General features: G+C 69.1%; 13 protein-coding genes and 1 pseudogene. 4 read left to right on the top strand and 10 right to left on the bottom strand.

Features of this window, described 5'->3' with window-relative positions; translation table 11 throughout:
- Positions 1 to 416: 416 nt before the first annotated feature.
- From HCN08_RS31015 to HCN08_RS30985, 7 genes are all read right to left on the bottom strand, one after another.
- Complete coding sequence (locus tag HCN08_RS31015) at positions 417 to 1,091, bottom strand: DUF6000 family protein (protein ID WP_167986632.1); 675 nt, start codon at positions 1,089 to 1,091, stop codon at positions 417 to 419.
- Positions 1,092 to 1,292: 201 nt separating this feature from the next.
- On the bottom strand, positions 1,293 to 2,603 hold the full coding sequence (locus tag HCN08_RS35875; RefSeq protein WP_240970597.1) for a hypothetical protein: 1,311 nt from the start codon (positions 2,601 to 2,603) through the stop codon (positions 1,293 to 1,295).
- 775 nt (positions 2,604 to 3,378) lie between these two features.
- Positions 3,379 to 3,705 carry a helix-turn-helix domain-containing protein gene (locus HCN08_RS31005; protein WP_167986631.1) on the bottom strand — a complete coding sequence of 109 codons (327 nt, stop codon included), beginning with the start codon at positions 3,703 to 3,705 and terminating at the stop codon, positions 3,379 to 3,381.
- Positions 3,702 to 4,730 carry a tyrosine-type recombinase/integrase gene (locus HCN08_RS31000; protein ID WP_206319455.1) on the bottom strand — a complete coding sequence of 343 codons (1,029 nt, stop codon included), beginning with the start codon at positions 4,728 to 4,730 and terminating at the stop codon, positions 3,702 to 3,704. Before HCN08_RS31000 ends, HCN08_RS31005 begins: the two co-directional genes overlap by 4 nt.
- Positions 4,731 to 4,939: 209 nt before the next feature.
- Positions 4,940 to 5,155 (bottom strand): hypothetical protein, encoded by a 216-nt coding sequence (locus HCN08_RS30995; RefSeq protein WP_167986630.1) that lies wholly within the window; start codon positions 5,153 to 5,155, stop codon positions 4,940 to 4,942.
- Positions 5,156 to 5,424: 269 nt separating this feature from the next.
- On the bottom strand, positions 5,425 to 5,607 hold the full coding sequence (locus HCN08_RS30990) for a hypothetical protein (protein ID WP_167986629.1): 183 nt from the start codon (positions 5,605 to 5,607) through the stop codon (positions 5,425 to 5,427).
- Positions 5,608 to 6,601: 994 nt separating this feature from the next.
- Complete coding sequence (locus tag HCN08_RS30985; RefSeq protein WP_167986628.1) at positions 6,602 to 6,751, bottom strand: hypothetical protein; 150 nt, start codon at positions 6,749 to 6,751, stop codon at positions 6,602 to 6,604.
- 156 nt (positions 6,752 to 6,907) lie between these two features.
- Here HCN08_RS30985 and HCN08_RS30980 point away from each other — a divergent pair, with 156 nt between their 5' ends.
- The 3 genes from HCN08_RS30980 (at position 6,908) to HCN08_RS30970 (ending at position 9,212) form a co-directional block, all read left to right on the top strand.
- Positions 6,908 to 7,771: a replication-relaxation family protein gene (locus HCN08_RS30980; protein WP_167986627.1), complete on the top strand. Its 864-nt coding sequence runs from the start codon at positions 6,908 to 6,910 to the stop codon at positions 7,769 to 7,771.
- A 353-nt stretch (positions 7,772 to 8,124) separates the two neighbouring features.
- Positions 8,125 to 8,799 carry a ParA family protein gene (locus tag HCN08_RS30975; protein ID WP_240970596.1) on the top strand — a complete coding sequence of 225 codons (675 nt, stop codon included), beginning with the start codon at positions 8,125 to 8,127 and terminating at the stop codon, positions 8,797 to 8,799.
- A complete protein-coding gene (locus HCN08_RS30970; protein ID WP_206319451.1) occupies positions 8,796 to 9,212 on the top strand; it encodes a hypothetical protein in 417 nt (138 codons plus the stop codon). Before HCN08_RS30975 ends, HCN08_RS30970 begins: the two co-directional genes overlap by 4 nt.
- Positions 9,213 to 9,725: 513 nt before the next feature.
- Here HCN08_RS30970 and HCN08_RS30965 read toward each other — a convergent pair.
- Positions 9,726 to 10,547 (bottom strand): annotated as a pseudogene (locus HCN08_RS30965) (DnaJ C-terminal domain-containing protein); the annotation flags it as partial.
- Between the two features lie 1,359 nt (positions 10,548 to 11,906).
- Positions 11,907 to 12,683 (bottom strand): DUF6233 domain-containing protein, encoded by a 777-nt coding sequence (locus HCN08_RS30960; protein ID WP_167986595.1) that lies wholly within the window; start codon positions 12,681 to 12,683, stop codon positions 11,907 to 11,909.
- A 94-nt stretch (positions 12,684 to 12,777) separates the two neighbouring features.
- Between HCN08_RS30960 and HCN08_RS30955 the strand changes: the two genes are divergently transcribed.
- The gene (locus HCN08_RS30955; RefSeq protein ID WP_206319450.1) at positions 12,778 to 13,551 is read left to right on the top strand and encodes a hypothetical protein; all 774 of its coding nucleotides are present in this window, start codon (positions 12,778 to 12,780) and stop codon (positions 13,549 to 13,551) included.
- Between the two features lie 186 nt (positions 13,552 to 13,737).
- Here HCN08_RS30955 and HCN08_RS30950 read toward each other — a convergent pair whose 3' ends face one another.
- Positions 13,738 to 14,694 (bottom strand): hypothetical protein, encoded by a 957-nt coding sequence (locus HCN08_RS30950; RefSeq protein WP_167986626.1) that lies wholly within the window; start codon positions 14,692 to 14,694, stop codon positions 13,738 to 13,740.
- Positions 14,695 to 14,878 lie beyond the last annotated feature (184 nt).

Below are 14,878 nucleotides of genomic sequence, written 5' to 3'. Positions count from 1 at the left end.
GTCATCCGCGACCTGCGCGTTCGAGCGGCCCTCCGCACACGCCAGCACGATCCTCGACCGCAACACCAGCGCCTGAGAGGCGGTCTGCTTGCGCAACCAGCCCCGCAGCACCCTGCGTTCGTGATCCGACAACTCCAACGGCAACGGCTTCGGACCAGGCACCGACCCACCCTACAACCGCAACCGAACTAACGACTCAGGACACTAGGTGGCGGCGACTGGTGAAGAGGCAGTATCTGACCCGTGCGCTATTCGCGGCCGGTGAAAGCGAGGACCGCGACGGCAAGCCCTTGGCTGATGAGGCGGTTAGTCCCGATTTGGTCCTCCAGTCAACAGGCGGGTGGTTGACCCGCCCGCTCGCCTCTCACCACGTCCCTCCCGATGCAGGGGCCAACCCCGGAAGACATTCACAGCACCTACGTCTTAATCAGAGGTCTCTCACCTGCCGCGAAGGCCACCAACTGTGCAATCAGCTCCCGCTCCTCTTCCAAGGAGTCCGCGCCCTCCTCACCGGACCACTGTCTCCACAAGCCACCTGCAGTGAGCAATGGCTGGGCATAGCTGGTACCGAGCACACCGTCGAGATACAGAAGCGCCCCCATGGCCTGCCGCTGGCAGTGCCAGTCGTCGTCATCGTCCAGGGGACGTGGGAGAAGAAGGGCCTGATCCAGGTAACGACGCAGTAGTTCCGCATCCTGGTCTGTGCCCAGCCGGGCCAAAGCTGTGCAGTAGTCCCAGCCGTACCCGCTCGGGGCATCGCTTCGCAGGTCCTGGGCGATTCGGTCGCGGAGGTCGGCGCGCCGGCCGACCGCGATGAGCCACGAAGCGGCCAACTGCTCGCGGCAGCCACCTGTGTCCAGAAGCGTCATCAGATCGTGAGTGCTGGCCCTGCGCGCGGACCAGCGCAGCCGGTACTGGAAGAGCTTCTGACGAGGTCGCGGCCAGAACAGGACCCCGCCGCGTAGGTGCAGGTAGCGTCCACCGTGGCCGACGTAGCGCCGGATCAATTGGTGCTGATAGCGGTACTCGCTGCTACCGAACCTCCCGCGCAGGAAAGTCGCCGTGTAGCCCCGCAGGCCGCCAAGATCCACTCGTACCATCCACGCCGCCGCCCGCAACCGCGACCCGTATCCCCAAATTGCCTTTGCCACAAAGCCCCCCTGCCGTCTACAACCACCAAGGTGCCCCACACCAGCGACCAGTCCGCGGGACCCATCATCGCGCCTTGTGTACACCGCGGTGCCCGGCTGTGGCCGGTGCTGGCGACCGCTGACGCCGAGTTTTCTGCTGCCCTACGGTGTGGTGGCGCATGCGGCGAGGTAGTCGGTCCAGCTGTCCTGGGCGAGTCCGGCCCAGTTGTTGGCTGTGCTCGTGCTGACGCCGAAGAGGTCGCTGACGATGATGGGCGGCAGGCTGCTGACGGCCTCGATCATGGCTGCGTTGCGGGCGCTGATGCCGGCCAGGCCGTGCTGTTTCATCATGGCCCGGATGGTTGCGGCGCTGCGGGGCCGGCTCGGTGGGCGTCCGGGGAAGAGGAACCTGGGCTCTGTTGTCCGGGGCGGTTGCAGCAGCGAGGTGTTCCGGTTCGGGCGGATGATCTGCCGCTCGATGAGCTGGGCGAGTGTGGGTGGCAGCAGGACCGGGTGGGCGTTGATGGTGAGGTAGGCGCCGTCGTCCTCATGATGGAAGCGATCGGTGGTCAGGGTGTTGATGCGGGACATGTGCAGGCCGTAGAGGCAGGTCAAAGAGCCGATGATCCGTACTTCCAGAGGAAGCGTGTCGTCGGTGAGGCAACGACGCAGCTGCTGGTCGAGTTCTTCGCTGGCAAGGAATCTGGTTGCCTGAGTGCGCTGTGTCGGCGGGACGGTGACCTTGGAGGTGAGGCGGCGGGCCACGGTCCAGCGGATAAAGGAGTTCAGGCTGCGTCTGCGGGTGGGATTCTCAGTCAGCCACAGGTCGAGGTCGTCTTGGCCGAGCTGGTCCAGAGTCGTGTTGCGGATGTCGAGCCAGGACAGGAACTTGACGGCGGTCTGCAGTTCGGTGCGGTCATGGGTCGCGGCGCCGTAGGTGTAGGTGCCGCGTTCCATGCGCCGTCGGGCGTCGCGCAGGACGCCCCATTCGGCGAAGGGCCCGATCACCGTGGCCTGGTGATCGGGCAGGTCCGCGGTCATGTGGCGCGACCACAGGGCCAGGCGGGCGAATGCCTCGTTGCGGGTGGGGAGGACGCCGGTGGCGACCAGGAGTTCTCGGATGTAGCGCGTCCCGCGGTTTTGCGGCCACGTGTCGAGCAACTCGTGGGTGATCGGTTCCTGGGCTCGTGCGAGGTCGGCCAGGAGAGGAGCTGCTTCGCCGGCGTTCAGCCAAGCCAGCAGTGACTGCGGACGTGGTGCGGCGGCCAGTTGCTCGGCGAGCGGGAGCAGCTGCGGATCAAGGGCGCCGCTGCGGCCGCGGAGCAGTGCATGGAGGCGGTTGGTGGCGACGCATCGGGTGCAGTAGCCGTCGGTGTGGATGTCGCCGGGGTATCCGCACTGGCGGCAGGCGAAGTCGAGATCCGTCCCCGAGCACGGGCCGCAGATCCTTCCGCCGTCCTGGGCAGTGCCCACCAGGGTGCGCAGGGTCCCGCAGCGGGTGCAGGGGGCCGGGTTCCTGGAGCGGTGGTGATAGCAGCCGTTGCACAGAGGGCCGGCAGGCCAGTGGGCCTGGACCGGTCTGTTGCGGCCGCAGTCGGCGCACGGTGCGGCCGGACGCGGACGGCAGGATGAGCAGTGGAAGACACCCGCTGTTCGAAATCCTGGGCGGGTGCGACCGCAGCCAGCGCACTGTCCGGTGGGACCGCGGTAACAAGTGGCGCACACAGCCGGCTGTCCGTCGCTGGCGCGTACCACTATGGGACGGCTTCGCCCGCAAATGCCGCAGGTGCGGGCCGGGGTGGTGTAGCAACTCTGGCAGATGTGGCCGCCGTCGACGGTTGCTTGGGCACCGCGGAGTTTCCCGCAGCGCGCGCAGGTGTGCAGGGGGCGGGGGACGCAGTCGTTGCAGCACCGTCCCTCGGGCAGGACCCGGTTGAGCCGGCTCTTGGTGCGCTGGCAGCGGGCGCACTGCGGCAGGGTGACCATGCCGCGGTATCCGGTCGCGTCCAGGCGGTGAAGGAGCCGGACCAGTGACGCCGGGCAGCGCGACGGGGGTCGGTCAGCGCGGTGGGGTACTGCCGGAAGTGCTCGTCCAGCTCCCGTGCCTGGACCGGGCCCCATGTTTTGGCTTCTTCGAGCGCGCTTTGGGCCTGCTGGAACGATAGCGACGGGCCGAGCACCGCTTGCAGATGGCTGACCAGGCGAGTCCGGGCGTCAGCAAGGTCCTGCCTTTGCCTCTCGCGCTGGCTCACGGCTGTCCCGGGCGGCGGATCACCGTGCGCCGCCTGGTCACCGGCGCCGGCCCGTCCAGCCCGCCGGCCGTCTTGCGCAGTTGGGTGGTCACGACCTCCGGCTTGATCAGGTCGTTGGGTGTGCAGCTGAGGATGTCGCACAGTGCCGCCAGGGTGTCCATGCTCAGCCGCTGCGGCGGCTGGGTCACCAGCCGGTAGACCTGCTCGCGCGACAGCACTACTCCGCGCTCGGCCAGGAGAGGAACCAGGTCGGAGGTCTGGAACAGCTGACGCTCAGCCATCCGCTGCCGCAACTGCCACTGGTAGCCCATTTTCTTGATCATGCCGTCACGTCCCAGTCGTCCCCGAGGCGGCCCTTCAACGCGGCCTCCAGCAGCTTGTTTCGGTACTCGTTGGAGACTCCCATGTAGATCGCCGTGGTGGCGGCATGGGAGTGGCCGGCCTGTTCCTGGACGAACCGTGCCGGATAGCCGAACTCGGTCAGGTGCGTGATGTAGCTGTGCCGAAGGCAGTGCAGGTCCAGGCTTTCGTCCAGACCCGCCGCCTCGCGGGCCGCGACGAACGCCTCGTTGATCGAACGCGGAGACAGGCGCCCAACCCGCTCGGTGACCCATATCGCCGGATGCTTCCCGGGCGAGAAGTGCGGGCGGACCTCGGTGATCCACTCCTCCAGGACCTCGACGATCCAGTCCATCTCAGGGACGGTCAGCACAGTGCGGCGCTTGGGCGGCGCGCCCTTGGACGCCTTGCCGTAGCGGACCATAAGGCTGCCGTAACCGCGGAACCGAGGGGCCTTGCGGTTGCGCCGCAGGTCGGTCAAGTCCAGCCGGGAGGTCTCGGTGCGGCGGGTGCCGTAGGCGTAGACGGTCTTGATGACGGCAGCGTCCCGCAGCGCGGCCAGAGACCCCTTGCGACCCTGGCTCCGGATCTTCGCGGGCCGGGCGTCTGCGGCGTCGAACAGGGCCTGGATCTCGTCGTAGGTCAGCGGGCGGCGGCGCGGGTCGCCCTCGTACTCGACTGTGTGCAGGACGGAGTTCCCCTCGTGGAACACCGGCTGGGGGATCTCGCCGAACCGCTCGACGCAGGTCTGCACCCAGGCGTACCGAGAGTCCAGAACGTACTCCATGAACAGTTCGATGGTGACCTCGTACGTCCGCGCGGTCGACATCCGGATCGGCTTGGTACCGCTCCGCAGGTGGGCTATGAACGCCTCCCCATCCGCCGGCGTCCACTGCCACGGGTACTGCCCGCTGAACTCTGCGAACCGCTCGATCATCCGCACCCGCGGATCGATCGTCGATGCCCGCAGAAATCGGGCCGACTGCTGCCGGGCCCAGCCTTCCTTCATCGCCTCGAACACGGCGGAAGCGGGGTCAAGGTGGACCACGTTGCGCGCCAGCAGAAGATGCGCCGAACCTGGGGCGTGTGCACTCACAGGAGTGTTGTATCAGACGCAACATTGTTGAGTTTGCGTGATAGCGTGCAGGTCGCGACGTCAGTAAGCGTCCTCGGCGTGGAATGGCCAGTCGGCCGTGACCAGCCAACCTGGCACTCCGGTCACCGTGCGCAATGTTGCATCAGATGCAATTCCTCCTGTTTGGGCACGTGGATCTGCAGGTCGTACCACCAGCCGTCGGGCTCGCGGATCCGGGACTTCACGACGGCGTACAGGTGCTGCCCGTCCGGGAGGGTCACGTCGACCAGCGGTCCGTCGGCCTGCGGCAGCGCAGCCGGCTGTCCCACGCCGTGCTCCTGGTCCTGGTCGTCGCTCACCCCCTCCAACTTAGTTCGATTCCCCGTTCGATTCCACGGGTGGAACCTTCCGCCCGTCGAACCCGGGCCGCGCTCCACGGACATCACTACCGCAGGTCACAGCCGTGGAACGGTGGAAAGCCGCGGCCCGGGCGTGCGGGTGAGCAACCGCCCCGGATGCTCACCCGCACGCCCTTGGGCTGCGCGGATCGGGCTAGAACGGTGGGGAACGGTGGGTATGGGCGGGGAATTGGGCAATCGCGGCGCGATGGAACAGCGGGGTGCGCCCGCTACCGGCGGGCGCCGCGTCGCCCGCGCCGCCGGCCGGTGCCGCGCTGGAGTTCCCGCAGGGCCGCGCGGATCTGGGGTGCGGTCGGCGCCGGGCGGCCGTGGGCGGCCAGGCCGTCCAGCAGGTTGTCCACCAGCCGCGCCAGGTGGTCGATGCGGTGGCTGGTCCAGGGGCTGCGCCTCATGGCCTGCTCCTTCGGTCGGGTAGCGGGGGCTGGTTGCCGCCCCCGCCCATAGGCCGCCCGTGACAACCGGCGGCGCTTTCCGGCGAGAAGACGCAGAAGGCGGCGCTTCCCGGCACGCGTGTACAAATTTGAGGCTGCTGTGACTGCTGTGACTTCTGGGCGGGGGCCGCGCTACGAGGCCTCCACGGCAGGCCACCCCTTGACCACCCCCTTGTCCGGCCCCTTGACCACGGTGCGCCGCGGTCGGCCGGCACCGGTGTTTCTCCTGGACCGCGGCGGCTGCCCGGCAGGAACAGACGGCGGACAAGGGGGGTCGGGTCACGCTGCGACCTGACTCGCCGGCGAGGGGCGCCGGCGGGCGGAAGGAGGGCCGCGGTGGCAAGCGGAGAAGCGGGTGCGCGGCGGTGGCCGGTGGTGCCGGTGCCAGGTGCATCCTGGAGGGACCGGTGGAGCGGCAGCCGAGTGCACTGCTGCGGCACGGCAAAGTACATGGACGCGGCGGGAAGCGGTGTTCGGGCAGGTCAGCGGGTCGGGCAAAGTGCACTGCTGCCGGTCCGAACGGCAGGGCAGGCACCGGTTGGTGGCTACCGGCGGGGTCCAGGGGTGCTGTCGGCGGGCACCGGGGGTGGCCGTACGGGGCGGGCTACCGCCGCTTCCCCGACGGTGTCCCCAAGGCGGCACCCGAGGGTGCACCCGACCCCCTCACGCCCGACTGGAGCGTCGTCCCTGGTCAGGCCCCTTGTCCGGACATCACTACGGATGCCGACAACCCCTCTGCCCTCCACCCTCCTTGGCCGTACCTGGGGGAAGGGGACGGTGCGGCGTAGGCGGGCGGCGGGGCAAGGGGTCATGGGCGGATCTGGCCTCCGGCGGGCCCTGGCCGGGCTGCTGGCCGCCGCTGGATGCGTCGGCCGGGGAAGAGAGCCGGGCCGGGCTGTCGGCGGCACAGGCGACCATGGACAGCCTCCACAGCACGATCGTCGGCGGGGAGGCGTCAGATGACGGACAGGGCAGGCTCGGTGACCAAGCCGAGGGCGAAGGCGGGACAGAAGGAGGCGCGGCGGCCGCGGTCGACGGTGCGCGACCAGGCCGACGTGCTGCGGGTGCTGGGGGTGCTGAAGGTGGCGACGGCGACGCAGATCATGGAGCTGGTCCGTCCGCACCTTCTCGACAACAAGGCGATCCGCAACGCGCTGCTGGCACTCGTGGTCGACAAGCTGGTGGTCGCCGAGGGCAGCACGGCGGGCCCGGCGGGGAAGTTCGGTGCACCAGACCGTGTGGGTGAGCCGTCGCGGAAGCTGTGGCGCCTACGGCCTTCATCCGCGGCGGCCGGCTCCCCGGCTCCCCGGCCGGTATGGGCGTCCTGGAGTCCTGGCGCACCGAGGTGCCGCACGCGCTCACCAGTTCGGGCAGGCGCAATGTCCGCGCGGACGCGGTGTTCCAGGACAAGACGGCTGGTGTGCCGCTGCTGATGGTGGAGGTCGACCGGGCAACCGAGTCCGCGCACGTCCTGGCCGACAAGGTCGGCGCGTCCGCCGACTTCTACGCCCGCCGGGTGCGGCCCCCGGGGCAGCCGAGCACCGGCCGCAGCACGATCGGCGACCTGAACACGGTGCCGTTCTGGGAGACGCTCTACCCGCGCACCGGCCTGCCCGGGTGGCCGCCGCTGGCGATCGTCCTCACCGGGGCCGGCCCCACCGCCCTGGACAACCGGATGCGCAGCGTCGGCCAGCTGTCCCGCGAGTTCTGGGCCGGGACCGAACACGCCGACTACAGCTACGGGGCCACCGACGCCGACGACGGCGACTTCTACCTCGACTTCACCGCCAAGGTCCCGCTGGTGATGACGACCCTGGACCGCCTGCAGCAGCACGGCCCGATGGGACCGGTGTGGTTCCGCGTCGCACAACACCGTGGCGGTGAGCCCGAACCGCTGCTCCAGGCGCTCACCGACACCCACACCGCAGCCGAGTACCGCCAGCGCCGCAAACAGCGCCAGCGCGCAGCGGAGGCTGCCGAAGCCGAGAGACAGCGCCGCAAAGCAGCCGAGCAGCAGCAGCTGGATGAGGAGCGGAAGCGCGCGGAGTGGTTCCGGAGCCGGAAGCGGAAGGTGAAGAAGCTCGCCCGCCAGTGGGATGAGCCCAAAACCGCAGACGAGCGGTGAACCCCTGGCCCGCGCATCTCACTCTGGCGACAGTGGCGGGAGCCGGATGTGTCACCGCCGCGACAGCGGCGCTGCGCTGCTCGCTCCAGCCTTCGCGTCCGCTCGGGGGAGGGCCTGGAGCGTAGTCCCGGCGTTGCGATGTCTCGTGTTTGTGGCAGTGGTGGTGAGAGACAGTTGGTTGTGGGGGTGTTGTTGCTGGTCAGTGGCTTCTTTGTGGGCTGGTGGTTGCTGTCTTTGGGGGTGAGAGTTCGGGGGTGGGGTGCTGTCTGGGGTGCGTTATCTGATGGGGGGTGATGCTGTCTCAGGTTCGAGGGTTCTGATGCGGTGGTGGTGGCTGGGGGTGTGATGGGGGGATGGACGAGCGGGTTCTGGGCGCGGGGCGGGTGGGGTTGCCGAGGGGGTTGGTGGTGGGGCGTCTGCTGGAGCGGCAGCGGGCGGGGGAGTTGTCGACTCGGCATGTGGTTGCTGTCGCTGAGACGGTGGGTGTGTCCGAGCGGACGGTGTGGCGCTGGCTGGAGCAGGCGAACGTGACGGGGCGGGTGGAGCCGGGGGTCCGGCAGGGGTACGCGGTGTCGGACGAGGTGCTGGAGCTGCTCGAGGCTGACGGGTACGACCACGTCCTGGTCGACTGCCGCCCGGCTCTGGAGGTCGATACCGACAACGTGCTGCTGTGGGCCACCGACGTCCTGATCCCCGTCGACGTCGACCAATTCTCCATCGAGGCCCTGGAGCTGCTGCTGGGCCAGGTCGCCACGCTGGTGCGCGAGACCCGGATAGAGCCCCCGCACTGCCGCGGCCTGGTCATCAACCGCATCGACCGCCCCTTCTCCGCCTTCCACCAGAAGGTCTTCGACGCGCTCCACCAGCTGCCGCTGCCCGTGGTCGGCGAGATCCCGCTGCGCACCGCCGTGGCGGAGGCCAAGAACAAGGGCCAGACCATCAGCCAGTACGACCCGCGCGCGGATGTCGCCCGCATGTTCCACGCCCTGGCCGTGACGGCCGGCTACCTCCCGGAGACCGACGCATGAGCCCGAAGAACGCCGACGACTTCACCGTCGACACCAGCGGCGTGACCAGCATGCTCTCCGGCCTGTCCGACCGATTCGGCCAAGAAACACCAGGCCAAAGCGCTGGTGACGGCACGACGGCACAACAGCATGACAGCAAGACGGCAAGCCGTAAGGACGGCGCTACGGCACAACGGCGCCCGGCAGCTCCGCCCGCGCCCCCGGCGGAGCCTGAGCACCGCAGCAAATACACGCTGCTCCTGGACGCCGACGACGCCCTCGCGCTCGACCAGCTCGCCCTGAACCTGCGTCGGCGCACCGGCCGCCGGGTGGAGAAGTCGGAGATCCTGCGCGCGCTGATCCAGATCGCCTTCATCAACCCCACCACCGGCGAAGCCCTTGGCGACGCCCTCGACTGCCGGCCGCGCCCCTGACCCGCCCCGGCCGGGGACGCCGTAGGTGTCTTTGGCCGGTGATGTGGTGGAGCCAGTCGCAGCAGGTGATCTGCCGTTCTCCGGTTGGCTTCGTACACGACAAGGAGCAGCGTTTTCGACAGCAGTTCGGACGACGCCGCGGCTGGCGGCGCCTCACAGATGTTCACGGCTTCGGACAGCAGCGCAGACGCCCGGAAGCCACGTCCGCGATACGTCTGCCGTCTGTGGCGTGCTGAAGACAAAAGCGCTGGCTACGGGCGCAGGTGGTCGACCGTGGCCGGGTCGCCGCCGACTGCCCCGCCGTCGGGCTCCCGAAGTCGCGTACATCGCCTTTCCGCACGGGCGTGCGACGCCCAGAACGGTGTCGAAAGGTCGGCGCAACTCGTGAAATAGAGCCATCCGGTCTGCCCAGTCGTTCAAACAAACTCTCAGGTCACAGATCCAATGACGGCACAACGGCGTGCCGTTGATACGGCACAATGCCGTTCTTGGAGGGCCGGGGGTTGGGGGGAGTCAGCGCCCGTTGAAAGCGTCTTTGAGGCGGGAGAACAGTCCTTGTTGGCCCGGGGCGTACTCGCCGGAGGGGAGCTCCTCGCCGCGGTTGATGGCGAGCTGGCGCAGGAGGTTCTCCTGGGTGGTGTCGAGGTCGGTGGGGATGGCGACCTCGATGTGGAGGACCAGGTCGCCGCGGCCGCCGCTGCGCAAGTGGGTGACGCCGCGCTGGCGCAGCGGGATTGAATGGCCGGGCTGGGTGCCGGGGCGGATGTTGATCTCCTCCAGGCCGTCGAGCGTCTCCAGCGGGCATTTCGTGCCGAGCGCCGCCGCGGTCATTGGGATGGTTAGCGTGCAGTGCAGGTCGTCGCCGCGGCGTTCGAAGACGGGGTGAGGGGTCTCGCGGATCTGAACGTAGAGGTCGCCGGCCGGGCCGCCGCCGGGGCCGACCTCGCCCTCGCCAGCGAGCCGGATACGGGTGTCGTTGTCGACGCCTGCGGGGACTCTGACGGTCAGCGTGCGGAAGGACCGGACCCGGCCGTCGCCGGAGCATTCGGGGCACGGGGTGGGGAGGACGGTACCGAAGCCCTGGCACTGTGGGCACACCCGCGAGGTCATGACCTCGCCGAGGAAGGACCGGACCATCTGGGACACCTCGCCGCGGCCGTTGCACATGTCGCAGGCCCGCACACTGGTGCCGGGAGCCGCGCCCCCACCATCGCAGGTGCTGCAGACCACGGCGATGCCGACCTGGATGTCCCTGGTCGTGCCGAGCGCTGCCTCGCCGAGGTCGATCTCCAGCTCGACCGTCGTGTCCTGCCCATGCTGCATGCGCGACCGCGGGTATGACGGCTTCGGAGGGTCGGCGGCCTGGGTGCCAGTACTCGCGGTATCGGTGAGGTCCTCCGCACGATCGTCGGCGGCGGCTTGCTGCTGGGCTTGTTCCCGGATGGACGCCGCGTCGGTGGCGGCCTGGGCGCGTTCCCTGCGTGCTTCCTGCCTGGCGGCGGTGAGTTCATGGGCGACCGTGCTGCGAAGTTGGGCGAGTTCGGCGGCGGCCTGGTCGCGTTCGGCCTGGGCTTCGGCGATGAGCTGCTCGGCCCGGGCTCTGGCCACTTCCGCGATGCCGTCAGCCTCCGCCTGAGCAGCCTGCAGCACGAAAAGGGCGTCCTGCGGGGATTGGCCGCCGTGCTGGTCCAGCTCGTCATTTTCCCGAGCTTCGGAGGCTGGCACCGCAGCCGCCCAGGAGACGCCCGAAGGCTCTGCCGGGGCAACCTGCTCGGGCGGGCCTTCGTTCTCGGCGCCCTCCGGCTCGTCTGGCTCTGCCGGCGTCGGTGCGGGGGGCGGTGCAGAGGGCGGCTTGGCCTTTGTGCGCAGAGCCTCGAGCGTGCGCCACGTGCTGCGCCAGCTGTCCAGGGGCTGTGAGCGCGGAGCTGGGGGCTGGCATGGGCGGCCGTCTTCGTCGAAGGCCAACAGGGTACGGACCAGAACCAGGAGCAGCTCCAGACGGGGCAGCCGTTTGCCGTTGAAGACGTCGCTGAGTGTTCCGTGCGGTAGCGGCCGCAGCATCTGGATCTGCTCGGCCCGGCGGGTGATGTCCCGCAGCGACGGATTCCCCCGGTCCAGACGCAGATCGCGAAGCTGCTCGGCGAACACGGACAGCTCCCCGGCGAAGCGCTCCTGCCTGTGCGGCCCATCAGGGTCTAAAGCTGCGCTGTCACTCACGTCCTGTGCCCCTCCGCCTGATCCTGTGATCAGGCTAGAGCGTGGGGAACGGAACGGTGACGGACTTGGCGGAACGATCCGGAACACGGTGCGGAACGACTGCCGGTGCTCCCAGAACACCTGGCCGCGTACGAGATCGTTCAGGGTCGGCGGATGTTCACCGGGTCTGTTCCTCACCCTCGGTGAACGATTCGCCAGGACCTGTACTGGGTGTCATGACGCTCCTTCCGATCCACTCGCCCCGCGCCCTTGGCGCCCTTCAGCGCGTGCTCCTGGTCGCCCTGCTGACCCCGGCTGTACTGCTGGCCCTGCTCCCGATGCTTCCCGCCCTACTCATCCTGCCGTTCCTGCACGACGGGACCGAGCGCACGGTGAAGCTCCTCCGCGCCCACACCGACTACCTCCGCACGCTCTTGACGGGCAGTAACCCCTCCCCCGAGCCTCCACCACCGGTTACTCGACCCACTGGTGGCGAACTCACATGTCAGAACACCACTGACGGCACAACGGTATGACGGGGAAACGGCATGCCGTAAGGACGGCGCGGGCCTGCTCGGTGCTGGCCGGGCGGGCGAGGTCGCGGGCGGCGCGGCAGTCGCCGCGGTGCACGACGCGCGCCGGTCCCCGCTCGGTGCCGAAGTAGACCTTCTCTTCGACCTTCCAGACCGGGGTGACCCCGGGCCGCTTGGTGGGGACCTGGTCGTAAGGCTGGCCGTCGATCGGCTCGCACAGGGATGCCGGTGCGATCCGGCCGGGTCGACCAACGCCCTGCGCGAGGACGTGCTGAAAGTGCTGGGGGTGATGAAGGTCGCCACCGCCGACCAGATCCAGCGCGCGGCCGCTCCGCACCTGACCTACCGGCACACCACGAAGCCGACAGCGGCCAGGCGCAAGGAGGCCTGCACTGCCGCGCACCGCGGTGCGCTGGCGGATCTGCGTGTCTCCAAGCACGTGGTGTTCGGCGGGCACACTCGCGGCGGGGAGGGGCTGCGGCTGTTGACCGAGTTGGGGCTGGACGCTGCGACGGGTCCGCTGGGCCGGCCGAAGAGCGAGATGGGTGGTGCCGCCCTGGGCGCGGGCCGCTCGGGCGCGCAGCACGCGATGGCGGTCAACGAGACGATCCTGGCCCTGCTCCGTCCGAAGCCGGACCTGGCCCTGCTGGCCGGTGAACCCACCGAGGCGGTGGAAGCGGCCCGCGCCGCCGTCGCGCAGCCGGGGCTGGGTTCGCTCGGCTCGTACGTCACCGAGGTGCACTTGCCCTGGACCGGGACCTGGTCGACAGGGCAGGAGCGGCGTCCAGGCCGACATCGTCGTTGCGGTTCCGGACAGCAGGGTGCCGCTGCCGTTCGTGGAGGTCGACAACTGCTTCGAAGAAGCCGCCGTCCTGGCGGCCAAGCTCGACAAGTACGCCCGCTTCTTCGCCCGGCAGATCACCGACACCGACGGGCGGGAGATTCCGATGTGGCGTCAGAAGTGGACCGCACCGGAAGGCCGGTTGGGCGATACGCCGCACCCGCCGGTACTGCTGGTCTTCAACCAGATCGGGCCCCGCACCGCGAAAGCGACCATCCAGCAGGTCGCCGCCCGCACCCAACAGCACTGGCAGGGCAAGCGCTCCCGGCAGTACAGCACCTACGACGGGTGCATCCCGATCGTGGCGACCACGCTGGAGCTGCTGCGCGAGCACGGCCCGGCGGGGCCGGCCTTCTGGCGCTTCGGCCGCCCCGGGCTCCAGCCGCTGGACGACGCGGTCGGCAACCCCAGCAGGGAGGCCGCCGACGCCCGCGCACGTGCCCAGTGGCAGCGGGAGAAGGCTGCCGCCGAGGCCCGGGAGGCCGCTGAGCGCGAAGCCCGCCGGCCGAAGTGCACCCGCTGCGGCACCAAGTTCACCGACCAGCGGTGGGCCGAATCCGAAGAGGACGCGTGGGGCACACCGACCGACAGCCACCCCAAGCTGTGCGGCGACTGCAAGTTGCTGGCGCTCGAGACGGAACGGATCCGTAAGGCCGCGAAGAAGGAAGCCGACCGCAAGCGCCGCGAAGCGGCCAAGGCCGCGAAGGAAGCCGCCGAAGCCGAAGCCACCCATAAGGCGAGCGGGATTCTGGGGCGCTTCCGCCGCTGACAGCGGGGATTCGCTCCAGCCTCGCGTTCGCTCGGGGGAGGGCCTGGGGCGTAGTGCGGGTGTCAAGGCCTGTCCAGACCTCCGGTAGATGAGGCGATTCGAGAAGCCGACCTAGCGGGTTGACCCCCAGCTCGGGCGACCGGGCCGGGGGCGGTCCTCGCCCTGAAGAGGCAACTCTGAAAAGGCTCAGTGCTGCGGATTTCGACGTGGCTCGACCTCGATGCCCCGGCGGCGCCGGATCCACCGGGCGAGTCCGTACAGGCCGCCGCCGAGGAGCGCGCACGGTTCACTCCGCTCCACCAGGAGTACATGGAGTCCCTCGGTGACGTCGAAGTACACCGCTACGGAGCCCACGGCCGCCGTCACGAACGCGTTGAGCCGGGAATCCACCGACAACAGCCAGTCCACGGGCCGCCAGAGCGGCGCTGCAAGGTCGCGCATCCGCAGCCGCAGGCCCGCCACCACGAAACCCACGGCCACCGTGAGCCGCTCGCGAGGGGAGACGGTGATGCCCTCCTCCGGGATGTCGAACAGGTCGGCTCTCCAAGGCTCGTGAAGGTGGGCATGTCGCCGGCCTGCGATGCGCACCGCTGTGGATGTCAGGGACTCTGCAACGCCGGGCTGCAGCAACCGGCGCCTGACACGTTGCGAGACCCGGCGGCTGAGAATCTCCTCTACCTCCCTGTCGGTGGCATCGAAAGAGTTCAGTAGGACCTGCTTGCGGGCGATCAGGTCATGCTGCTGCTCGAGTATGTGCTCGGAGAGCTCGCCGAGCGCCAGTGCAACATCGTGGGTAGGTGCAGGCGGTATCGCGTCGGGATCCATGTCTGTAAGCCACGCCACCATCGCGTCTCTGTCGGCGACGAGAGCGGCGCCTTGGGCGAAGAGCAGGTCGCCCTCGATTGCTAGGAACTCCCAGGCATCTTGAACCCGGGTGGTCTGACGCCGGAGCTTGGTAATGGCCGTCGAGAGATAGCGGGTCTCGCACAGGTAAACGGCGCCCGCGAAGACGAGACCTAGGGCCAGGGTGAGCCAGATGGCCGTCCACCCGTAGCGGAACGACCAGCCCAGGCCCGTCGCGGTGAGCACGAATTCCAGGCTGAGGAGCGCGATGGCCGCCCTCTTCTTCCTTCCGATCTTCACGCCTGACCCCCGGAGTAGTGCAGAGCAATGCGCCGCGCGCGGCGGGCCGCGAGCGCTGCTCTAGCCTGCTCGCGGCCGGAGTTGGTCAGTTCGTAATAGCGACGGGGTGGCCGCCCGGGGTGCGGCTCGCCCTCGGAGCGGCTGGTGTGAAGTGCCATTGCGGTGCAAGCGGAGGAGCGTTGTT

Origin of the sequence: Actinacidiphila epipremni, from assembly GCF_012034175.1 — a bacterium.
In the GTDB taxonomy this organism is placed as follows: Bacteria; Actinomycetota; Actinomycetes; order Streptomycetales; family Streptomycetaceae; genus Actinacidiphila; species Actinacidiphila epipremni.
This window is presented reverse-complemented; position numbering and strand designations above follow the sequence as displayed.